Source organism: Vibrio sp. AK197, assembly GCF_053903115.1.
In genome coordinates this window covers 720,129-741,125 of record NZ_CP096430.1, presented here as the reverse complement: position 1 = coordinate 741,125, position 20,997 = coordinate 720,129, and the positions used below count along the sequence as shown (strand labels likewise).

The window sequence follows — 20,997 nt, the reverse complement described above, 5'->3', positions numbered from 1 at the left end:
TCCTCAAAAACGCTTATAACTGCTGATTCACAAAGCTCATCATTTTATCGACGGCTGAAATCACTTTGGAGTTCATTTCGTAAACACGCTGAGCCTCAATCATATTGACCAACTCTTCTGTCACGTTCACGTTAGAGGTTTCGAGCATCGATTGGCGAACTTCACCAAAGCCATCAAGCCCTGGAACACCTTCTTGTGGATCGCCACTCGCCCCTGTTGGAAGGTACAAGTTCTGACCGATAGGCTCTAGACCGCCCGGGTTGATAAAATCAACCGTGGTGATCTGCCCTAGAACTTGGTTGTCTTGCTGACCACGTACACGTACAGAGACTTCACCATCGTTACCGACGGTGATGCTAATCGCATCCTCTGGGATAGCAATTTCAGGCTGCAGCGCGTAACCCGATCCAGAGGTAACAATCACTCCTTCATCATTGACGGTAAACTGGCCATTACGTGAATAGCCGATGTTGCCGTCTGGCATAAGGATTTGGAAAAAACCATCGCCTTCAATCATCATATCCAAACTATTGTTCGTGGTTTGGGTATTACCTTGAGTGTGCACTTTTTGCGTAGCCACGACTTTTGAACCCGCCCCCAACATCAAACCACTGGGTAGTTCAGTATTTTGCGATGACTGACCACCAGGCTGGTTAATGTTTTGATAGAACAAATCTTCAAACACCGCGCGGCTTTTTTTGAAACCAACGGTTGAGGCGTTGGCCAAGTTGTTTGAAATGGTTGCGATGTTGGTTTGTTGAGCGTCTAAGCCCGTTTTACTTACCCATAATGCTGGTTGCATAATTTATCTCCTAACCCGTTATCAGCTCATACGAAGCAATGTGTCAGATGCTTGATCCATCTCTTCAGCGGTTTTCATCATCTTGGTTTGCATTTCAAATTGACGTTGCAAGTCAATTAAGCTGGTCATTTCACCAACCGCATTCACATTACTGCCTTCCAGAGCTCCTTTAAGGAGCTTGACGTCGGCATCAGCATCGTAGGTTGCATTAGGATCTTTCGAACGGAATAAGCCGTTCACATCTTTGTATAAGGATTGATTGGGAGTGCGAGTCAACTTAATACGGTCAACGACTTCCATCGCGTCTGCCGGAGCGCCCATCGGTACGACGGAAATCGTGCCATCTCCACCAATTTCAATTTTACTAATTGGAATGGGTAAAGTAATAGGTGCACCCGTTTCACCGAGCACGAGGTTACCATTACCATTAGACAGTAAACCGGTTGGCCCAATATTAAAGTTTCCGTTACGCGTTAGACCTTCTTTGCCGGTCTTGTCCATAACAGAAATCCAGCCATCACCTTCAATCGTGACATCAAGGTCACGGCCAGTGGTAATCACACTACCTTGAGAGAAATTATGGCCTGGACGTTCTGTCATACTAAACACACGACTTGGCAACCCTTCGCCATACGCTTGCATAGAACGGGCGTGTTCTAAGTCAGCTCGAAAACCGGTTGTGCTGACGTTAGCAAGGTTATTCGCTCGAAGTTGCATCGCTTGCATGTTTTGCTTAGCGCCACTCATGGCAAGAAACAGTGCACGATCCATAATTTGCTCCTAAAATTCGTTATTCAAACCAATTAAAGCAAAGCACGTGCCAATATTTATTTACTATTAATTTCAGAGAGTTAAAAGGTAAAGGGAGGAAATAAAAAGAGGGTTGCCGCTAAATCGGCAAAGGAGCACCACCAGCATTGCCGCTGATGATGCCCCGGAAGAATACCTAACGATTATCGAATCTGAAGGATATTTTGTTGTAGCTGGTTATGGACTTCAAGTGCACGCGAGTTGGCTTGGAAGTTACGCTGCGCAGAAATCAAATCGACCAATTCTTGCGTCATATCGATATTCGACTGTTCAAGCGAACCACTACTGATGGTACCAAACGACCCTTTGTTCGATTCGCCCCAGATTTTGTCACCAGAATCTTGAGTCGAATCCCACTGAGTTCCACCTTTTTTGTCCAAACCTTGCTCATTGGCAACACGAACCAGAGATACGCGTCCCAACGTCACTGCTTCACCATTCGAGTAAGTCCCGAGTACGTTACCCGTTTCGTCAACATCAACTTTAGTCAAGAAGCCAGTGGTCGCCCCATCTTCATCAAACTTAGTTAATTCAAAGGGTGCGGCAAACTGCGTCGTTGAATCCAATTGGAAACCTAAGGTTTGCGTGACATCAGCACCGTTCAAATCGATCGGGTTTGGCCCTGAACCAAGTGGGTCTGACACAATAGGATTACCATTATTAATACTTGCTAACGTACCGTCGTTGTTAAAACGCATGGTATGGCCAACATGACCACTTGGGCTGGTGACATCACCACCCGTGATGTTGATGGGTTTCTCACCTTGTTGGTCTGTGACGGTGTAGTACGTTTGCCATGTGTTCGGCTGATTTTGATCTTTCAAATAGTAAGTCGTCATTTTGTACGACTGACCCATCGAATCATAAATCGTTGAAGACGTTGAACGGTTATAAGTTTCCGGATCGCTGTAATCAAACAATGCTGGATCATTTAGATCGCCGTTCGCAGGTAAGTTAACCCCAACTTCAATCGTTGATGTCTGCTTTGGCTTACCAAACTCTGCTGGAATGTTGATCGGTTGAGGCTCATAAGAGAGCACTTCACCGGTGTCTTTATTCACATCATAACCCAACAAAAACTCATCATTGGCGGTGACCATGTAGTTGTCTTTGTTGATATGAAACGCACCGTTACGAGTTAACTCGTTTTGCTGAGGCGTTAAGCGATCTTTTGATACCGCGAAGAAACCTGTACCAGAGATGCGTAAATCCATTGGGTTATTGGTATAAATACTTGAACCTTCATGGAATTGTTGAGCAACTTTCGCCGCCTGAACACCTTGACCCGGGGTGGTTTTTGCGTGTGTGAACAATGAGTTTGAGTACACATCGCCAAATTCAGCACGAGACTCTTTAAAACCAAACGTGTTGGCGTTGGCCAAGTTGTTACTGGTGGTGTTCAAATCTAATTGAGCTGCGGATAGACCGCTAAGTGAAATATAAGACATTCCAAAATCTCCTATCTGGCTAGCGTATTATGCTTTGCCAACTTCTAGTACTTCAGCAAGTCGAACTGGCGAATCAAAGCCAGCCAGATTGAGCAGTACGTTGCCATTACCTTTACCAAGAAGCACGCTGTTCACATTTGCATACGTTGATACTGGGAACTCTTTGCTCTCGCCATCTAACAAACCCGCCGCTCTCACTTTGTATTTGCCAGCCGGCAATGGATTACCGTTTTGATCTTTTCCATCCCATTCAACGCGAGTATCCCCTGCCGGTTTCGCGCCGACTTCAAAGGTGCGAACCAATTGTCCCGCTGCGTCTTCCACTCGAACCATCAGGTTATCGAGTGACTTCGGAAGCTTAACCATTGCCGCCATACCCGCGTTATCTTGTTTTATGCCAGCAGCGCCAGGCACTAAAACATCGCGACCGACCAGAGAAGACGCTTGCAACGCTTGGTTCGATGTCATTGAATCATTCAGCGTTTCGAACTGGTTGTTCATTTTGCCGATGCCATCCACCGTTGCAAACGATGCCATTTGCGCGATCATCTGATCATTGCCAACCGGCTTAAACGGATCTTGTTGAGCCAATTGCTTGGTGAGCAGAGATAAGAAATCTTCTTGTTTAAGATCTTGCTTACCTGTTGTTTCATCAGGCTTTTTTTGGTCTTGAAGCTGTTTAAGCTGGTCGATATAGGACAAGCCGCTTTGACCAACGTCATTGATACCAGCCATACGCTATCTCCTATCCTATTGACCCATCTGCAGCGTACGCAGCAGCATTTGTTTACTCGACTCAGCTATCTGAACGTTCGTTTGATATGAGCGTGATGCTGAGATCATGTTTGCCATTTCTTCCATTACGTTAACGTTTGGTTTGTAGATATACCCTTCGTCATTCGCAAGTGGGTGATCAGGGTTGTACTCTGCCGTAAGCGGCTTATCACTTTCTACAATACCGAGCACTTTCACCGGAACGTTATCATCTCGGTTGTAGCGGGCTTTACTTAACTCTGCGCCGAACACTGCATGACGCGCCTTGTAAGTATCTTTTGCTGAACTAGCGATACTGTCTGCGTTAGCTAAGTTACTCGAGGTTGTGTTTAGACGAACAGATTCGGCGCTCATGGCAGAACCAGTTACATTGAATACATTAAATAAGCTCATCTAAATTACTCCCCTTTAATCGCTTTCGTTAAGTTCTTGAATTTGCCGCCCAAGAAATCGAGTGAAGCTTGGTGTCTGAGCTGGTTTTGCATAAAGAGGTTACGCTCTACATCCACATCAACCGTGTTACCGTCACCGGTATCTGGCTGGTTAGGAACACGATAAAGTACCTCACCTGTAACGTTGGTAGAGGCAGCAATATGCCGCCCGTTAGTACGACTAAGACCAATACTTGCCTCCGACGTTGCCGCCTGCAAAGCGCGTTGGAAATCCATTCCTTTTGCTTTGAATCCAGGTGTGTTTGCTTGCGCGATATTGGTGGAAATCACCTCACTATTGCGCTCTCGCACTCCCACCGTGTACTGGTGGATACCTAAAGCATTGTCAAAAGAAATGGCCATAATCGCCTCTACACTATGAACAGTTTGTTTCTATCAGATTAAAGCAACTAGTGTGCCAACATCTATAAAACTGGCTAAATTGCTTTTTTGTTATTGATTGAGCAAGTTTTGCGCCAACGGTAATTACGCTTGTCGCTCTGGTTACTCGAGATTTTGGAATTGTCTCACTGCTATATATAGCGCACCGCAAAAGAAAAGCCCAGCAATCACGCTGGGCTTTAACAGAATATCAATAGGGGTACTCCCTATTTCAATTTATAGATAATACCAGGATTACAACGAATCATTTCAAAGCGATCGGTGAGGCCAGTTAAAGACTCTGACGCCCCTAAAAGAAGATAGCCACCCGGATTTAAGCTGTTCGCCATTTGATTCAGTACTTTAGACTTCATATCTGGCGAAAAGTAAATCAGTACGTTACGACAAAAAATAATGTCGAACTTACCAAGTAGCGCATAGCTTTCCATCAGGTTTTGCGGACGAAAGCTGACTAAACGCTTAACATTATCTTTGACTTTCATACGGTTATCACCCGCATCTTCAAAGAATGTGCGGCGACGCTCAGGGGACAACCCTCGCCCTAGAGCTAGGTTGTCATAAATCCCTGCACGACATGCTTCTAGCATGTTGGTCGAAATATCAGTCGCCGTGATCGATACATTGGGTAATAAACCAGGTTTCTTTTGCTGTGTTTCCAAAATGGTCATCGCCATGGAATATGGCTCTTGCCCCGAAGAACTTGCCGCTGACCAAATTTTTATGGGGCGTTTATTTGCCGCAATCTCCGGCAATAACTTATCTGCCAGTACGGTAAACGGATACGAATCGCGAAACCATAATGTTTCATTGGTTGTCATGGCATCAACAGCAGCAACCCGTAATTCACGATTACGTCCGGTGACAACATCCTTTAAAAGATCAGACAATGAAGCCAGCTTAAACTTCGTCACCAGAGGACTCAAACGGCTTCGTACTAGATACTGTTTACTATCCCCCAATACGATACCGCACTGGGATTCCAAAAAGCGGCTGAAATCACGATATTCTTGATCGCTTATAGTTATCGCTGTCATTGATATCTCTTTATTTGGTTAGTGCAGACTTCACTGCATTCCCTAACTCATCTGGATTAAACTTCGCGATGAAGGAGTTAGCCCCTACCCGCTCAACCATTGCTTGGTTGAATACTCCGCTCAGTGAGGAGTGAAGAATAACATATAAATCTTTTAAGTCGCTATTACGACGAATTTCCGCAGTGAGAGTGTAACCATCCATTTCTGGCATCTCGATATCAGAAATAACCAAAGAGATCTGTTCGTAAATACTTCCCTCTTCAGCCATTTCGACTAACTTATCATACGCTTCTTTACCGTCTTTAACCGCGATAACTTCAAACCCGATGCCGGTAATGGCACGCTCAACCTGTTTACGAGCCACCGTTGAATCATCAGCAATTAGAATACGGCGCACAATCGGGGTTTCGACTTCGGCTTTAGCGATATCTTCAGCAATGGTGCTATCCATGGTTTCATCGACTGGCGCAATTTCTGCAAGGATTTTTTCGACGTCGAGAATCTCGACCAGTTCGTTATCAATGTTGGTAACTGCAGTCAGGTAGTTTGATTTTCCTGCGCCTTCAGGTGGCGGCAAAATCGCTTCCCAATGCATATTAATGATACGCTCGACCGACGACACTAAGAAAGCTTGTATAGAGCGGTTAAACTCAGCAATAACAACAAAACATTTATCAACATCAGTGGTAGGACGACCACCAACCGCTAAACTGAGATCAATAACCGAAACGGTATGGCCACGAATATGAGCCACCCCCTTAACTAGACGATGTAAATTGGGCATCGCCGTGAGCTTTGGGCATTGAAGAACTTCTTTGACCTTAAATACATTTATTCCATAACGTTGCTGGCCCATAAGGCGGAACGTTAATAGCTCTAAACGGTTTTGACCAACTAGTTGAGTACGCTGGTTTACGGAATCCATGATACCCGTCATAAGCTCATCTCCATGCAAACTTTGTTATAAAAAATGTTAACCTACCTTCAGTAATAAAATCAGAGACAAAGAATGATATTGAACGAATCTATCTCTAAAGCGACTTCCACTCCTAAGTGTAGAGCTTTCTATAAACTTTTTTCTAAGTCTATCGGATTTTTATTATTTTTCTTTAGTACTTGTGCGTTAAGTGCAACTGAAAATCAGATCCTGACCATACAAAACGCGGCACAAAATTACATTTTAGACAATATCGAGTCTCCTGAAGGTGGAAAACTTGAAGCGGATGCGAATGCCATTGACTCACGTATCTTTGCTACAGATTGCCCAGCACCGCTACAAACGTCCTCTTCTTCTCTAAGCTCAAGCGCAAGTAGCATTACGGTGTTAGTCGAATGCCCAGAGGACAACTGGCGTATTTATGTGCCTGTAAAACTAACCAAAACAGGCCCTCAGGTGATGTTGGTCAACTCAGTCAACAAAGGACAATTACTCAATCGCCAAGATGTCACCATTGAGATGGTAGATTTATTGCGGTTTCGCCGCCAAGGTTTTTCAAATGTTGAGTCTGTGTTAGGTGCTCGGGCAAAGAAAAACCTGCGTCCTGGCGAAGTGTTAGAAGGCAACGACATTTGTGTCGTTTGTCGAAATGAAACGGTAATCATCAAGGCTGGTAAACCTGGAATGACCATCTCTACAAAAGGGGTCGCATTAAGTGATGGCGCCCAAGGTGAGCAGATTAGAGTGAAAAATAGCAAATCCAATCGTATAATTGAGGCAAGAGTCACAGGGATCGGCGAAGTTCGCGTTCAGTTTTGATACAAAATGAGCGAGGATTAGTTAACAATAATGTTTAATAAAAAAACACTAAAGTTATATACATCTAAGTCGATATTCACTGTACAGGTTTTTCACTCTTAATTTAAGAAGGCAATTATGGCAGGCATAGACAACATTCGTAGCGGGCAAACGTTGACCACGTCAACGCGTAATACTTCGCGTACGGATAGCAACGCATCAAGCAGTACGGAAAGCGCAAAATCTTCCTCTTCGGCGGCGCAAGATGCCGTGTCGCTTAGCTCTCAAGGCAAGGCGATTGGTGAGATGCACAACCAAATGGCTTCGCAGCCAGCGTTTGATAAAGCCAAAGTTGCAGCGATTAAAGAAGCCATTGCTAACGGCTCTTACTCGGTTGACCCTGAGAAACTCGCTGATAACATGGTGAAATTCGAGAAAGAACTAGGCGGGTTTTAGCCCGAGTAAATCATGGCGGCATTAAAAGATTTAGTTGAATTTCAATTACAGAGCGCCAAATCGCTCTCCTTGCTTCTTGAAAAAGAAAAAGAAGCGATCACCCAACGAATCTCAAAAAGCATCGAAGCCATCGCGCACGAAAAGATCACCTTGATCACCCAGCTGCAAACAACTGATGAACGGATCCAACGTCACCCTGATGTGAAAAACCTAACTGACGATCCTGACCTCAAGCCTTATGTCGATGAGATCCGTTCCGTCATTCACGATTGCCAGCAAGCCAATGATGTAAATGGTGAAGCGCTGAAAAATGCCCAACTCAGTTTTAATAAGCTCAATAACTTAATGAAGCAAAGCCAAGGAAAGTTGGGGATGACATACAACTCAGATGGCCAAACTCAAAATGTATCGACATTGGGGACTAACGTCAAAGCCTAATATCGCGGCATCAATACAGGTATGATTAAAATAAAAAAAGCGGCAATGATTGCCGCTTTTTTTATTTGAGAGATTAAGAGTCGTTAACCGTTAATAACGAAGCGTTCTAAAACAGCGTTTGCTGGCGCTTTTCAGGCACTTGTTGCACTTCACCATAATCACGTAGGCGATTCATTTTATTGATATCAAGCCTTAACTCAGTGACATAGCTATCACCGACTTTATAACTTCGCACCACCTCAGCTCCGCGAATCACTCCGTCGACGGCACCAGATGTCAACTCAGTACCTAAACGTTGATCTTGAAGCGCAGCACGGCCACTCACACGCATTCCATACACTTGCTCAGCGAGTTCACGATAAGCATCGATTTTGGATGCACGCATTGCACGAACTTGTTTCTCTTCGTCATTACGCCCTTTCTGCTCACTGATGCTGGCATATCCAACGGCGGTTAGCCACTCACCGGTTCGCATGTTGGTCAGCGGTTGACAACCCACCATCATCAGAGCCGCAACCATTAGTAATAAAGTTCTCATTGCCGCTCCTATGGACGAAGAATAACAGTGTATGGCTGCGTCATGGTTGGATCTGAACGAATCAATACACCATCTTCCGTACGCATACGATTTAAAGTATCTAAATCTCGTCCAATACGGTCCGCAGGTAAAAAACCTTGCGCTGAGGCAACAACAATACGCGTTTGCATACCAATCACCCGAGCGTTAATCAGAACCCCGCCCTCTTGGCGCAACATGGTTCCGGTTAAGACGTATTGGATATCTTGCTCTTTCGCGAGATTTTTCCAATCACGGCTAAATGCAAAATCGCCTTGGTGGGTGACTTGAATTGAACCGGTCGTTTTGAAATCGACCACCTTAAACCCACGACGCTGGAACTGATAGATGAACCCTTCTGATACCGAGTTACCAAGCCAGTTCGTTGCATCCATATTTTGTAGGTCGACAAATGAGGTGACGGCAATTGGCGTTCTTGCCGATACACTGGTATTTGACACCATTAAATCGTCCGTCAGACTTTCGACGAAAAAGTCCAAAGTATGACGCGGGCTCTGCATTAACATGAATTGGGAGCCGGGATACGGCGCCTTGCCATTATAAATGGGAGCATAGGAGCAAGCGGCGAGAAACACTGCAGGCACCAAGATTAACCATTTTTTCATTCTCTTAATCTCCAGAAATTTCGGCATTTTTGTTCCCGCTTTTATCTCTCTATAAAAAGTGGAACACTCTTTGCTTTTCTAAATCTGCTACCATCCAGAAACGCAATGCCTAAATCAGCTAAGACAAAACTAGCAAAAACTGTACCCAACTGGTAAAGAAGTCATGAAAAAATTGTTTTTCCCTCTGTTATCGGCTTTTATAAGCTTGATGTTGGCCCCAGTCAGCCAAGCTGCTTGGTATGAAGTAACGGGCTCGGCGTCAATTGTTTCTTCTCAAGAAAAAGCCCGTACCGATGCTCTGGAAGATGCGTTATATAAAGCCGTGAGTTTTTCTGGCGCAGATATAGGCAGCATCAGCAACCTGCGTCAATACATTGAGAGTAACCGCCAGCAATATCAGTTTTCTAACCATGAAGTCCATTATGTACTCATTGAAAAGGAACAAATTAGAGGCAATCGCCTGTTTGTCACGGCACGTATTGATATCTACCCATCGGCAACAGGTTGCCACGTAAACCAATACAAAAAGACATTTTTGGTCGGCAATATCGATATTGCCTCTCCACAGCAAGCGGTGATGGGGCAAATATATAGCGTCGGAGATGACTTCGCCCAAGTATTGAACCGCCAGCTAGAATTGGAATCAGCCAGTTTTCTGTCAGTCGGAACAACGGATTATGAAATCAGTAAACAGTATCCTGAACGCTTGAAAATGATTGCTCAAGATAGTGGCGCACAATACATTATTGGCGGTGTCATTAATGACTTAACAGCCACGATCACGCAAAACGCGCTGTCTGAAGATGACATCAACCGCCAATTCGCGTTGGAAATGACCGTCTTTGACGGCAAAACAGGCAATGAAATTTTTAGCCGCAACTATCGTGAAGTCGCTAGATGGCCTTTCGCTAAGACCAGTAAAGTCGACACCAAAAGTGCGCGTTTCTGGGCATCCACTTATGGTGAGATGATGTTAAGGCTGAGCCGCAACATCATGCTCGACCTAGAATCTGAGATTTCTTGTAAAGTAACCCTTCCTGAAATAGTGGCGAAATGGGACAACACCATTACGATGGATCTTGGTCGTATTCACGGCGTGCAAACGGGTGATAGATTGCAACTTTGGCATACGGGTTCGTTCATCGATCAGCGTGGCATCCCGCGCAATAAGGTCAGCCAAACCGACATCACACTCACGGTAACACGCGTTTATGAAAACGAAGCTGAAGTCTCTGTCGATCAGCCAGAACTGGCAGGAAGCATTCAGATTGGCGATGTAATGCACAAACTGTAGCCATTCGCCTTTTCAAGACTTAACTTTCGCTGAAAATTCAGTATGATAAGCGCAAATGCTCCCATGGCACAGCTGGATAGCGCGGCCCCCTCCTAAGGGGCAGGTCACAGGTTCGAATCCTGTTGGGAGCGCCATAATTACAAGGGCTAGGCAGTTAGTAACTGCTTAGCCCTTGCTACATATGTCCACATAGTGTCCACATAATTTCAACTTTCATCAGAATAACTGCCCCATTAAACTGCGAGAGTGCTAACCACTTATTTGAAAGGGATATTCAATATCGTAAGTGAAACGAATTACTTAAACCTAGAAAATGAACATACTTTCACCATGCCTAAACCAAAAGCACCATTCGGTGCCTTTTTTATTGCATTAACTCATTGTTTTTAATGTTTTTTTACAAATTAAAGACCACAAGTTTCGATTCAAGCCAAAACTGCGAGCATTACAATGGCTATCAAATGTTTGTCATCTTTTTTTGTCGGCTAAACCAATAATATAAAAATCAGCTCCTGAAGATCTAATTGCATTATCGGCACTGACCAATAATACATCTAGCTGAGTTTTAATTCTGCTGCCTGCGCTATTTTGGTAAACACTTTTCTGAGTGTGTGGCTGAACGACCACTACGCGAGTCTTCATATGTTTGTTATCTTTTAAACTCGATAGAACATTAAAGAAATCTTCGGCTTTTGCTGGTTTACCATTATGCCAACACCCCTTATGAGCCGCATTGTCATGTCTTGTTTTCAGGTCTTCGACGAGGACTTTCCTCGCTGTATATCTGAGATTCTTAACAGCTTGATTGAGCACAATATCATGTGCTCCTACAGATATTTTTCTAGATATATCACCACTCTTTGAAGCTTTGACGTGAATTAACGATATTAGATGAAGTGAACCATACTTAACATAATGAATAAAATCAGCTTTTTCTGCTGCGCCATCATCACAATAAAGCCATCCTTGTGGCTTTTCTGTGGTATTAAAATCAGCTGAATTTATCCAATTACCACTCCAACATTTTTGTACCCAACAAAATAGAGATTTTTCTTTACCAATGTCCTTCAATGAAGGCTTTTTGGCATTTGCCCCAGGTTTTTCCTTTGTGATTTCGTACTTTTCAAAATCAGCCCATAAAAACTTGTCATACTCTACGTCTTGATAGCCAGTCCTGAATACCATGCCATTCACTATGGCATGTCCAGATTCAAACCAACATTTAATAAGTTCAGGGTATTGAAATACTCGTTTATATGAATCGAAGTGTGTCTTAATTTTAGGAGTTTCACTTTTAATTTTAAAGTCGACTTTATAGTCGTCAACTTTAACTTCAACGCATATATGCCCGACCTCTTTATCTAAATAGAAAATATTCATTGAAATGTCACTTTCAATAAAGCTATTAACTAGTTCAACATGGAAGTCATACTGTAATTTTTTTAGCAAATCTTTACGGCGCTGTCCGTCCTCTTCGGGCAAAAAGTCATAATCTACGAGAGAAAAATCATATGGCTTTTTCAAATCACTTAGCTGGGATATTGGATAAGACAGTATGCCTATAGGGCTCTCAGATTCGACACTATTGATAGACAGTGTATCTAAAATTTCCAAAACTCTGTTCTCAAAAGTAGCCCAATCCTTACATGGCCCTCGCCATATTGATGACTTAAATGGATTAATTCCAACAGAGGTTTTTGAATTTGTTCCCCAAACTTCAGTACGCACAGCTGACATCATATAAGACTGATCAATTAGAGGGTCAAGGGTGTCTGCAACACTTTGACCTCCTAAAACTTTAGAGTCTGCTTTAAAGTTGTCTCTACCATGTATTCCTGATAACCATAGCATTTTAATTTCGTCTTCATTAATAAAATTGCCATTCAACTTACTAATTGGAATTGGGAATAGATTAGGTAATTTCTTTTTTCCAAAAAACTCTCGGATTACGTCTTTTTTGCCTTTTTCCGAGAAATAAAAAGCAAGGTGATCCCTAACATTAAAGCTAACGAATACGTGGTGCTCTATGTCTTTAAGATCCAATCCCTTAGCCCAACTAGGTTCCTTTGAAATTGTATATGATGTAATTTTTACTGTCCCTAATTCTCCAACCTTATCGTTGACAGTAGAACCTAATTTCATTTCATCAGAAGACTCTTCCTGTAATAGTTTGAGAATGACTTCATGTACTGAACATGATTCCTCTTTAGTTGATTTTGCGCCTAATAGAATAGATAAGTATGGTGCGATATTATGCTTTTCAACTGATATAGTACTGCTTTCCACCTAGCCTCCTTCGTTACACTTAACGTTGATTAGATGACAAAGTCCTCTTTCAGAGATTCAGGGTGTAGTCTTTTAGAATAGTATTCAACGAGATGACTTGGAAATTGATAATGAAAGCGGATGCTAAACAAAAAAATGTCGTCTAGTTCATGTTGAAACTGAATTAGTACCTAGTTGTTACATAGATTAAATAGATGACAGTACTATAAACCATTAATGATAGTTATCACTGCATCAAATGGAGTAATTAGATGTTTGAATCACTCCATTGTTGAATTGGAGATACGCTAATCAAGGTAACGTTCATGATCGGATTTTATTTCTAGGCGGGTCAGTCGGGCGTCCATCTTTTCCATCATCAGGCGTAGCCACTTCACATCGGTTTTCAGAGTGACACCAACCCCAATCCCACTAAATAGGGCGCTGACTGCCGCAACAATCAGCGTTTGATACTCTGCCATTAATCGAACTCTTTTCGAAAGGTTTCCCATAACCCAAGAAGTACAGGAACCGCTGTGCCTACGATGCCGCCATATTCCACACCCTCGGGTGTCACGCTGGCGGTGATGATTTCAGGGTGACCGGCAGCAAGCGCAATACCGGCACCAATCAAAGCGACTCCCTTTTTAGTTGAGGGCTGCGTGAGATCAATGCCTAACTTATTTTTCAAAAATGCTTTCATAGTAATTTCCATTCTTTGAGGTATTTGAGCGCGTAGGCAGCGAGAACCGCCCCAAGCACCGTGATTGCGATACGTTTGTAATCTTGTTTCGTCATGCCATACGTACCCCTTGCTGAGCTTGTTCCAGTGAGTAATACCGCCCGACTTCCATCACCGACATGGCGTAAATCATTTTTGATAGCACGGCATCACTGTGCAGGTTTACCGGCTCATGAGCACTGATACCAAGCTGCCCCGCCACAAAGTCGGCGTAATGGTCGCTTTCGTTTTCATGGCTCGGCGCAAACTTATGAATAAGCTCGCTCACGGTTTCCAAACCGTATTTGTCCTGATAGGTATCCCGCAGCAAAATCGCACCGGCGCGAAAGCCATATTCCGGCGCGCTAAAGGTTTCAAAGCGGCGGTCAACGGACGGTGTAACCTTGCCAACCCAATTGTTTGAGGCGTTACTTTCCACATTTAGCGGGTTATTGGCTCGAACGCCGCGAGGCTTGGAATAATCGATTCCCTTTTTCATCAAAAATCCTCCAAGGATTAAGAGAGTGAGAACGCGCCAATCCATCGGATTCACACACGGTTGCCGGTCATATCAACCAGCCATTCATCAACAAGCTGGAACGTGCCCACCGCAATCACTTCGGCGCCGTCTTGTGGGTTGACTGAGTTCTGATACATTTCGCTCATATCAATGCCGTTACCAGTGATTTTGAGCGCGGTTTCCCACTGCGCGTCACTGGTGATTTGGCTCGGGGCAAAAATGGGCGTGCGTCCAAAACTGAGCGTGGTGCTGTCCACCCATAAATCGTCATTGCCGTTAATCTGGGCGCCGTAGCGGTTGTAAGGTCGCGCCGGTGTCGTCACATCCCATGAGGCGTAGTTTTCGAACATCGACCCAATTGGACGAATCGACAGGTTAATCTTGCTGCTGAGATTGACCATATTGACCAGACTCACGCCGCTGACGTAAAAGCGATCCACTAGAATGTTGGCAATACAGTGGTAATACACGCTGTTATTGGTAATGCCTTTCTCGGCTTTTAGGGCGCGATAGCGCGGGGCAAAGTCGAGGACATATTTAGACCGCGCCGTATCATGGCGAAACAAGGGCGTTTCATCTTTTGGGTTGCGGATAGCCGGTAGCGCGTCCAGCTCAAACACAAAGCCCTCCATCATGGTTTGCGTGGTGTTCATCTGGAAATCAAATTCCGTGGGCATCGCCTGATTAATCACACTCGTTTGCTGCTCAATCACGGTGGCTTGTTGCTTGATTTGCTGCGCCAAGGCTTCGACTTTATTTCGGTTGCTGCCGGTTGGTAAGTCAATAGGCATCGTTAATACTCCAATACGTGCGCCATATCGGCGGCGTCTCCGGTTAATTCAATACTGGCGGTAGTCTCTAGCTCGATGCTTTCACCCGCACTCAATGGATACGCCCCTGCAATCACAATCTCTTGGGTATTGGCGGCGCTGGCTTTAATGCGTAGTTTTCGGCGCGTTAGATTCTCGGCAATAGTCAACGGCATCACACTTTCTTGCGCCGCGAGACTGTGACTAATGCGCGTGGTCACCTCTTGCCCCTGCGCAATCTCCACCGCTGGCAGCTGGCTCACGCCAACGGTTTGCCCCGTAGCAAACTGGATGTTGGGTAGGTTCGCAATTTGCACCGCTGGCATTTGCCCAATATTCACCGACTGACCCGCCGCCATTTGCATGGCAGGCATCTGCTCGATGTTGACCGATTGCCCCGCCGAAATTTCGACTTTCGGCAATTCGGTAATGACAACTGACTGACCGTTGATATTGGACGGCGGTGTGAAGTCACCAAAACCAAATTCAATCGACACATCTTGGTCAATGTCCGAGTAAACCAGTACACGCCCAATCTGCTCATGGTTTTTAATCACGGCATCTTGTTTTAACGTGACTCGGTTGCCTTGCTCACTTTCCAAAATGATGTGCTTGTCTGCGGTTTCGAGATAAACCCAACTCCCCGCAATGGTGACCGGTAAGGCGTGACCCGCTTTTAAATTCAGATTCATTTTTTCACCGCCATGTATGCAACGCCGCCGAGTACGAGCGCGACAACAGCCATTAAAATGATTTGCTGCTTATTGCTGGCACTCACGCCGCCGTCTTGTTTGAACTTCGCCAAATCCATAATGGCGTTGAGATTCTTGGTGTTTTGCTCGGCTTGGTTACCGGCAAGCCCCGCCATCATTTGCAAGTTTTCACTGTTACTTGCGGTAATGTCTTCAAGGGCATTGTCCGCAAAATCGAGGGAGTCTTGATTGACTTGCCCTGCATAGCTCAAGGCGTTATCAAACATTTGCCCCGACTGCTCGACTATCTCGCCGCCAAGGTCTAATGCTTTGCTCACTGAGCCATAATCGGTGGCGGTGACGTTGAGCGTGGAATTGTTCACGCCACTAATCGCCGTCCCGAGGTTGTCGCCAGAAATGGCATTCTGACCACTGACATTGGTCGATGTCGTTTGGTTCTTAGAACTCGACTTTCCGCCCATGGTTACACTCTCATTGTTAACTGCGTGGTGTCGGTTTGGGGCTGCTCCGTGGTGTTCAATCGGCGCACTAAACGCGCCAATCCCGCGAAATAGGTCTCTGCTGAAATCGAGTTAAGACCGGCGTTTTTGACATACGCCGATAACTCACGAATGGCAGGAACCACGCCCCGACCCGAGACGCCCCACAGAAAATAGGAATCACCTAAGACTTCCCCCGCGACCGTGATGTGGTAGTTATCACCGGTCAGCTCATACAAACTCACTCGTCCTGCGGTCACTTCCTGCTTCAATTGTTCGAAGTCGTTAGGACAAGCGCGAAAGGCGACTTTCAAACGCTCAAGAGCTTTTGGGTTACTGGTGACACAACGGATCATTTCTTCTTAAACACCAAGAAAACCACCGCGACAATCACGGCTCCAATGAGCCAAGGGCTAATGCCTTGGCTCCCCATATTGATAGCGCCGATGGTCTGCCCGCTGTTGTTACCGCTACGCGCCGTAGAGGGACCGGCGTCACCGCCCGTAATGGGCATGGTGCCGCTGTTGGTCAATCCGCCGCCCATTAAAGGATTCATACGCCCCCCTTAAAGAACAGGACATACGCCACGATAAGGACAATCAGCAACATGATTAACTTGCTAGAGCCCTCCGAGAGCTGAAAGCCGACAATGCCGCCACCGGCAAAGACCGCAGGAAGTAAGAACGCTAACGGCATTACTTGCCCCCTTTGGCTAACAGGGTCACCAAGACCACAAGCACCAAGACGCCCACGCCGACCATCAGGTAAGTGGAGTTAAATCCACCACGCGCCGTGTTAATCGGCTGACCGTCTGCGGTTTGTCCTTCGACTTGGCTTTTACGCGCTACATCGGGGTCGCTGGCTTGGTCTTTGGCAAGGTTGTTTTCAACGGTGCCTTGCAGCCAAGTGCTACCCGCATTGGAGACAGCATCGACCAATTCGCCGCCTGCCTCCGATAAGGAATCTAACCAGCTCATACCATCCCCTTAGCCGTTGTTGGCTGGAATAGCGACTTGCTCTACCGCTTCAACAATCACCGGCACGCTGCCGGCTTCGCTCTTTTCAAGCTCAAACTGCAATGAGCGTGATGCCTGCGTTTTGAGTTTGCTTTCTGAGCCGAAACCGGTGCGCACGAAATCAAGGGAGAACCAGCCATCATTTTGCTCAAGCTCTGCCGCTGCAAGGTCAAAGGCGTTATCCGCTTTATTGACGTTCATTTCTTCACGGTCATCACGTAGGACGCGAACGCGATCAATCGAGGCGTCTTTAAAGTGAATGCGTTTGATGCTGAGTGCTGGCGAACGCTCCGCCCAATCAAACGGCGTGCGACCTGACGCAGAAGCAAACCACGTCAGCGAGTACATGCGCGGCATAAAGATACGCTGCGTTTGGGCTTCGGTGATATGAGCGCGAGCACGAATGCTTGGCGCGGCTTCACCGGTTTTGCCTTTTAGCTGGATATACACGAACCAGATTTCCCCTGGCAACGTCACCAACTCACATTGGCGAACGCCAAGTTTGGTGCGCATGGTTAAATCTGAGAATGAAATGATGTAGCGACCTTGCTCAACGTAGTTGGCGCGGTGCTCTTGCAAATCCACCATATCCTGACCAGTCAAAGAGACAATCTCTTTACCATTGTGTGTGATGCGAACACGCTCAATGTCGGCAGGGTCAGTAATGCTCGTCACCAACTCAAGGTTTTGGTAAGTCGGACCGGATACCAAACGGAGGGTTGCTTGGTTGCCCCACGCCACACCCTCAACCGGATCGAGCTCTTTAGGGCGTGGATTGTATAGCGTTTGTAATGCTTCCATCATTGTTCCCCTTAGAACCAGCCAGTGTCGCCATTAATGGTCTCTTTCAGCGTGCTCATGGCGCTGATGTTGTTAATCGCCGCGATAATGACAATGGTCACCGCTGCCGTGATTAACATGTTTTTGTGCTGTGCTTTCATGTTGTTTCCAATTTCAACTGTGTTAAGGACACGGCTATTAGAAACAGGGGAATGGAAAGAGGTAAATTGAAAGGAACCTATAGGTTAAGCGGGTAACCTATAGGTTAGCTTAATACTTAATGACTATAAAAAAACTAACGCATAAGATAATGGTGCAATCAAATAAGGTACCTAAATATGAATTCATCCATTTCAGCACCAACAGATAACATCGCGAAATTCTTCGCTATATTTGGTCTTATCCTGCTAATAACGACCCTAACTCTATCGGTATACTCTTACACAAATTTGAAAGAACGAGCTTACTCTCGATACATTGAATTAGCTTCATTAGAATCAATTGAAAAACCAACACAAAAACAATTGGCAACGATTAAAGTATTAAATACCCAAAAGGAAACCGACACTTCGGACAGAATGTTTACCTTAAAAGCGGCGGCGGTCTTTCTTGTCATATCGGTATTCTCTATCGGTTTTGGTTTTAGTTTTTGGGGGTTTATGGTTCAACCTCAACAAAATAAACTTCTATCTGCCCAGATAAGAAAAACGCAACTAGAAGCACAAATACTTGAGCAAGAATTAATAAATCTCACCAAGAAAAACGAAGAAAGTTAACCCATAGAACATGTGACGGGACACCACTAAGCATTTGTGATGTCCCATTGAATTTATTAACTTGTTAACTTATGCGCTTTACCTGTTAGACAATTAAACGCCCCTAGATCCACATTTCCAATCCCATCACGCACCAGCATATATTCCGCAATGGGCTTACCAATTTTCTGCTTGTTGACCTTTGCCGAGGTCAGTGCGGCGATCGCATTAATGTCCACGCCTTTCTTATCGGCTAGCCACTTGGCGTCCGACATGGAGTTCACCGCCCCAATCCACCAAGTCGATGATTGTTCGGTAACGGTTTTCGGCACTTCCTGACCACGTTGAAACACGGTGTGCACGACTAATCCATATTGGCGCCCACCACGCAGCAATTCACCGGCTTTACCTTTGAGTTTGCCCGAGGTCTCAACACAACTGGCCAACTCTTCAATGATGCAATGCAGCTTAGGCGCTTTACCGTTGCCAAGTGACCACACTACCGCGCTAAAAAACTCGAGTTCGTCAGCACTGGCGCCGCCTTTGGGAACATAAGCGAGCTTGAATGATTTCCCACTACGGCGAGCTGCGACCAACATTTTCACAAACGTTGAGCGCACCGAGGTGCCGTGACACATTTGCCCTTGAAACTTGGCATCGGCGTAATTTCGATATGGGTCAAAGAACACCGCTTGCGAGGTTTTGGGCACCAGTCCCAAATGTTTCACTGCTGAGGTTTTCCCGCCGCCGGTACCCGCCACATAAATCACATGCTCGGCATCGTGAGACGGGTCAGAGTTAATCGGATTAGGCAGCTTGAGCGCGGGCTTTTTCGGCTTCTTCACGGCGTTTCTCCTGTTCCATTTTCTGAATTTTTAACTCGGTGATATGGCGCTTGGATGAAAAGACCAGTACCACCACCGCAATCACGAGTGAGGCTTCTTCAACATAAGAACCAAACACCCCAAGCAATTGCCCACCGTGTTTGTTGAGTACCGGCACCGCATTTTGAATCACATCGGTTTTGCCTTTTTCATCAAACGCAAAATCCACCCCGCTAATCGCTGAGGTGGCTTGTTCAGCCATCGAAAACATAATCCCAAGGAAGCCCTCAAGAGCTTCTGGGTTTAAGGTGTCTTTTTCCTCTTGGGCAGGCTCTTGCGCTTGCTGCTCTTCGAAGATTTCTTGTTTCTCTGTGTCTTCGAGGGAATTCACTACATGGCTGTAATCGGGGAAAACATCCATATCGAACACCTCGGGCAGTTCGTTATTTTGCTCCATGGTTTGCCTCCTGAATCTGAGGTTTGGGCATCAAGGCTTTGACCGCCCACACACAGGCAATCAGTACACCAAGCAGCATCAACACACGTTTGACGCTAAAGAAGCTTGGTTTGGGGAGTGGTGCTTGTTCGGTTGAACCAACGGTTGGTTCAATGCGTTCAACCTTGTCCTGACTGGGCTCGGTGCTTTCGATGATTTCAACGCTTTCAACCGAATCCAATGCACTATGTTCGGTTGGTGCTAGTGCTTCAACCGGCTCAAGCTCACTGGCAAGTAACGCACTTTCATCGGCTGCCATGTGGGTTTCAACGTACTGGTTAACGCTCTTACTCATTGAGCTATTGCCGCAGCTTGGACAGCGGTAATACTTCAAACCAAGGTTTCGGCTGTTTTTTGGTGGCTCACCCTCGGCAATGAGTTTTCCCTCACCGACTTGGTGAACCGTTGAAAGACTGCTGCACACAGGGCAGCGCACTGCCCCGCGCACAGGGTTAGCAAATACCCTACTCATTGGCGGTGACCTCGCTGTACTCAGCATCTTCAATCACTGCCAATTCGTTGATGTTGGCTTGAACGTGGGCGCGGTATTTCTTGCGCGTCACGTTGTTGATTTTGGAGAGCGTTTCAATCTGCTCAAAGAAGTTCGGCGGTAGCCCTAACGCTTCCAGCGACAAATTGCCGGTCATGAGCATTTTGGTGGCTTTGCCGATAATGTCTTTCATATCCAAATTCTTGAAACGCTCAATCTCGCGCTCAACGCTGGCGGTGAGTTGGTCAGCCGCATCGAGCGCGTTAAGGTCTTGCTGGCATTGCTCAACGGATAAATTTTTCATAGGTTCCTCTGCTTTCTCG

The 20,997-nt window shown here is 45.6% G+C and carries 32 protein-coding genes and 1 tRNA gene; 6 read left to right on the top strand and 27 right to left on the bottom strand.

Going from position 1 to position 20,997, the window contains the following annotated elements; all coding sequences use genetic code 11:
• Positions 1-13: 13 nt before the first annotated feature.
• The 8 genes from flgG to M1D72_RS10545 all read right to left on the bottom strand — a co-directional run bounded on the left by flgG (position 14) and on the right by M1D72_RS10545 (position 6,638).
• Positions 14-802 carry a flagellar basal-body rod protein FlgG gene (gene flgG, locus M1D72_RS10580; protein WP_390191161.1) on the bottom strand — a complete coding sequence of 263 codons (789 nt, stop codon included), beginning with the start codon at positions 800-802 and terminating at the stop codon, positions 14-16.
• 21 nt (positions 803-823) lie between these two features.
• On the bottom strand, positions 824-1,573 hold the full coding sequence (locus M1D72_RS10575; RefSeq protein ID WP_456296857.1) for a flagellar basal body rod protein FlgF: 750 nt from the start codon (positions 1,571-1,573) through the stop codon (positions 824-826).
• A 182-nt stretch (positions 1,574-1,755) separates the two neighbouring features.
• A complete protein-coding gene (gene flgE / locus M1D72_RS10570; RefSeq protein ID WP_390191163.1) occupies positions 1,756-3,060 on the bottom strand; it encodes a flagellar hook protein FlgE in 1,305 nt (434 codons plus the stop codon).
• A 27-nt stretch (positions 3,061-3,087) separates the two neighbouring features.
• Positions 3,088-3,795, bottom strand: coding sequence for a flagellar hook assembly protein FlgD (gene flgD, locus M1D72_RS10565; protein ID WP_390191164.1), 708 nt, complete (start codon positions 3,793-3,795; stop codon positions 3,088-3,090).
• Positions 3,796-3,810: 15 nt separating this feature from the next.
• The gene (gene flgC / locus M1D72_RS10560) at positions 3,811-4,227 is read right to left on the bottom strand and encodes a flagellar basal body rod protein FlgC (protein ID WP_390191167.1); all 417 of its coding nucleotides are present in this window, start codon (positions 4,225-4,227) and stop codon (positions 3,811-3,813) included.
• A 5-nt stretch (positions 4,228-4,232) separates the two neighbouring features.
• Entirely contained in the window at positions 4,233-4,628 is a 396-nt protein-coding gene (gene flgB / locus M1D72_RS10555; protein WP_456296856.1) for a flagellar basal body rod protein FlgB, read from the bottom strand.
• A 245-nt stretch (positions 4,629-4,873) separates the two neighbouring features.
• A complete protein-coding gene (locus tag M1D72_RS10550; protein WP_390191171.1) occupies positions 4,874-5,701 on the bottom strand; it encodes a CheR family methyltransferase in 828 nt (275 codons plus the stop codon).
• Positions 5,702-5,711: 10 nt separating this feature from the next.
• Positions 5,712-6,638 (bottom strand): chemotaxis protein CheV, encoded by a 927-nt coding sequence (locus M1D72_RS10545; RefSeq protein WP_456296855.1) that lies wholly within the window; start codon positions 6,636-6,638, stop codon positions 5,712-5,714.
• A 72-nt stretch (positions 6,639-6,710) separates the two neighbouring features.
• Here M1D72_RS10545 and flgA point away from each other — a divergent pair, with 72 nt between their 5' ends.
• The 3 genes from flgA (at position 6,711) to M1D72_RS10530 (ending at position 8,330) form a co-directional block, all read left to right on the top strand.
• Positions 6,711-7,457: a flagellar basal body P-ring formation chaperone FlgA gene (flgA, locus tag M1D72_RS10540; protein ID WP_456296854.1), complete on the top strand. Its 747-nt coding sequence runs from the start codon at positions 6,711-6,713 to the stop codon at positions 7,455-7,457.
• Between the two features lie 117 nt (positions 7,458-7,574).
• Positions 7,575-7,892, top strand: coding sequence for a flagellar biosynthesis anti-sigma factor FlgM (gene flgM, locus M1D72_RS10535; protein ID WP_390191179.1), 318 nt, complete (start codon positions 7,575-7,577; stop codon positions 7,890-7,892).
• A gap of 12 nt (positions 7,893-7,904) precedes the next feature.
• A complete protein-coding gene (locus M1D72_RS10530; protein WP_390191184.1) occupies positions 7,905-8,330 on the top strand; it encodes a flagella synthesis protein FlgN in 426 nt (141 codons plus the stop codon).
• A 106-nt stretch (positions 8,331-8,436) separates the two neighbouring features.
• Here M1D72_RS10530 and flgP read toward each other — a convergent pair whose 3' ends face one another.
• A complete protein-coding gene (gene flgP / locus M1D72_RS10525) occupies positions 8,437-8,868 on the bottom strand; it encodes a flagellar assembly lipoprotein FlgP (RefSeq protein WP_390191186.1) in 432 nt (143 codons plus the stop codon).
• Positions 8,869-8,876: 8 nt separating this feature from the next.
• A complete protein-coding gene (locus M1D72_RS10520) occupies positions 8,877-9,512 on the bottom strand; it encodes a FlgO family outer membrane protein (RefSeq protein ID WP_390191188.1) in 636 nt (211 codons plus the stop codon).
• Between the two features lie 163 nt (positions 9,513-9,675).
• Here M1D72_RS10520 and M1D72_RS10515 point away from each other — a divergent pair, with 163 nt between their 5' ends.
• Positions 9,676-10,806, top strand: coding sequence for a flagellar assembly protein FlgT (locus M1D72_RS10515; RefSeq protein WP_390191189.1), 1,131 nt, complete (start codon positions 9,676-9,678; stop codon positions 10,804-10,806).
• A gap of 57 nt (positions 10,807-10,863) precedes the next feature.
• A tRNA-Arg gene (locus M1D72_RS10510) sits at positions 10,864-10,940 on the top strand.
• A gap of 334 nt (positions 10,941-11,274) precedes the next feature.
• Here the strand turns inward: M1D72_RS10510 and M1D72_RS10505 are convergent.
• The 13 genes from M1D72_RS10505 to M1D72_RS10445 form a co-directional block, all read right to left on the bottom strand.
• On the bottom strand, positions 11,275-13,092 hold the full coding sequence (locus M1D72_RS10505; RefSeq protein ID WP_456296853.1) for a hypothetical protein: 1,818 nt from the start codon (positions 13,090-13,092) through the stop codon (positions 11,275-11,277).
• Positions 13,093-13,379: 287 nt separating this feature from the next.
• On the bottom strand, positions 13,380-13,553 hold the full coding sequence (locus M1D72_RS10500) for a hypothetical protein (RefSeq protein ID WP_456296852.1): 174 nt from the start codon (positions 13,551-13,553) through the stop codon (positions 13,380-13,382).
• Positions 13,553-13,774, bottom strand: a complete 222-nt coding sequence (locus M1D72_RS10495) for a hypothetical protein (RefSeq protein ID WP_390189036.1) — start codon at positions 13,772-13,774, stop codon at positions 13,553-13,555. The genes M1D72_RS10500 and M1D72_RS10495 overlap by 1 nt, the downstream gene beginning before the upstream one ends.
• Positions 13,775-13,865: 91 nt before the next feature.
• Positions 13,866-14,291, bottom strand: coding sequence for a structural protein (locus M1D72_RS10490; protein WP_456296851.1), 426 nt, complete (start codon positions 14,289-14,291; stop codon positions 13,866-13,868).
• Positions 14,292-14,341: 50 nt separating this feature from the next.
• Positions 14,342-15,103 carry a hypothetical protein gene (locus tag M1D72_RS10485; RefSeq protein WP_456296850.1) on the bottom strand — a complete coding sequence of 254 codons (762 nt, stop codon included), beginning with the start codon at positions 15,101-15,103 and terminating at the stop codon, positions 14,342-14,344.
• Between the two features lie 2 nt (positions 15,104-15,105).
• Positions 15,106-15,813, bottom strand: coding sequence for a hypothetical protein (locus M1D72_RS10480; RefSeq protein ID WP_456296849.1), 708 nt, complete (start codon positions 15,811-15,813; stop codon positions 15,106-15,108).
• Positions 15,810-16,295: a chemotaxis protein gene (locus M1D72_RS10475; protein WP_456296848.1), complete on the bottom strand. Its 486-nt coding sequence runs from the start codon at positions 16,293-16,295 to the stop codon at positions 15,810-15,812. The genes M1D72_RS10480 and M1D72_RS10475 overlap by 4 nt, the downstream gene beginning before the upstream one ends.
• 2 nt (positions 16,296-16,297) lie before the next feature.
• Positions 16,298-16,669 (bottom strand): DNAase, encoded by a 372-nt coding sequence (locus M1D72_RS10470; RefSeq protein WP_390189029.1) that lies wholly within the window; start codon positions 16,667-16,669, stop codon positions 16,298-16,300.
• Positions 16,666-16,869 (bottom strand): hypothetical protein, encoded by a 204-nt coding sequence (locus tag M1D72_RS10465; protein ID WP_456296847.1) that lies wholly within the window; start codon positions 16,867-16,869, stop codon positions 16,666-16,668. The genes M1D72_RS10470 and M1D72_RS10465 overlap by 4 nt, the downstream gene beginning before the upstream one ends.
• On the bottom strand, positions 16,866-17,009 hold the full coding sequence (locus M1D72_RS10460) for a hypothetical protein (protein ID WP_456296846.1): 144 nt from the start codon (positions 17,007-17,009) through the stop codon (positions 16,866-16,868). Before M1D72_RS10460 ends, M1D72_RS10465 begins: the two co-directional genes overlap by 4 nt.
• Complete coding sequence (locus M1D72_RS10455; protein ID WP_390189026.1) at positions 17,009-17,290, bottom strand: hypothetical protein; 282 nt, start codon at positions 17,288-17,290, stop codon at positions 17,009-17,011. The genes M1D72_RS10460 and M1D72_RS10455 overlap by 1 nt, the downstream gene beginning before the upstream one ends.
• A 9-nt stretch (positions 17,291-17,299) precedes the next feature.
• Positions 17,300-18,130, bottom strand: coding sequence for a major capsid protein P2 (locus M1D72_RS10450; protein ID WP_456297381.1), 831 nt, complete (start codon positions 18,128-18,130; stop codon positions 17,300-17,302).
• A gap of 11 nt (positions 18,131-18,141) precedes the next feature.
• Entirely contained in the window at positions 18,142-18,270 is a 129-nt protein-coding gene (locus M1D72_RS10445; RefSeq protein ID WP_456296845.1) for a hypothetical protein, read from the bottom strand.
• 177 nt (positions 18,271-18,447) lie between these two features.
• On the opposite strand from M1D72_RS10445, the gene M1D72_RS10440 reads away from it, so the two are divergent.
• Complete coding sequence (locus M1D72_RS10440; protein ID WP_456296844.1) at positions 18,448-18,885, top strand: hypothetical protein; 438 nt, start codon at positions 18,448-18,450, stop codon at positions 18,883-18,885.
• 56 nt (positions 18,886-18,941) lie between these two features.
• Here M1D72_RS10440 and M1D72_RS10435 read toward each other — a convergent pair whose 3' ends face one another.
• Genes M1D72_RS10435 through M1D72_RS10420 form a run of 4 tightly spaced genes read right to left on the bottom strand, consistent with a single transcriptional unit; the run spans position 18,942 to position 20,978 of the window.
• On the bottom strand, positions 18,942-19,709 hold the full coding sequence (locus M1D72_RS10435) for a hypothetical protein (RefSeq protein WP_456296843.1): 768 nt from the start codon (positions 19,707-19,709) through the stop codon (positions 18,942-18,944).
• Positions 19,672-20,145, bottom strand: a complete 474-nt coding sequence (locus M1D72_RS10430; protein WP_456296842.1) for a hypothetical protein — start codon at positions 20,143-20,145, stop codon at positions 19,672-19,674. Before M1D72_RS10430 ends, M1D72_RS10435 begins: the two co-directional genes overlap by 38 nt.
• On the bottom strand, positions 20,132-20,656 hold the full coding sequence (locus M1D72_RS10425) for a hypothetical protein (protein WP_456296841.1): 525 nt from the start codon (positions 20,654-20,656) through the stop codon (positions 20,132-20,134). The genes M1D72_RS10430 and M1D72_RS10425 overlap by 14 nt, the downstream gene beginning before the upstream one ends.
• On the bottom strand, positions 20,649-20,978 hold the full coding sequence (locus M1D72_RS10420; RefSeq protein ID WP_456296840.1) for a hypothetical protein: 330 nt from the start codon (positions 20,976-20,978) through the stop codon (positions 20,649-20,651). The genes M1D72_RS10425 and M1D72_RS10420 overlap by 8 nt, the downstream gene beginning before the upstream one ends.
• Positions 20,979-20,997 lie beyond the last annotated feature (19 nt).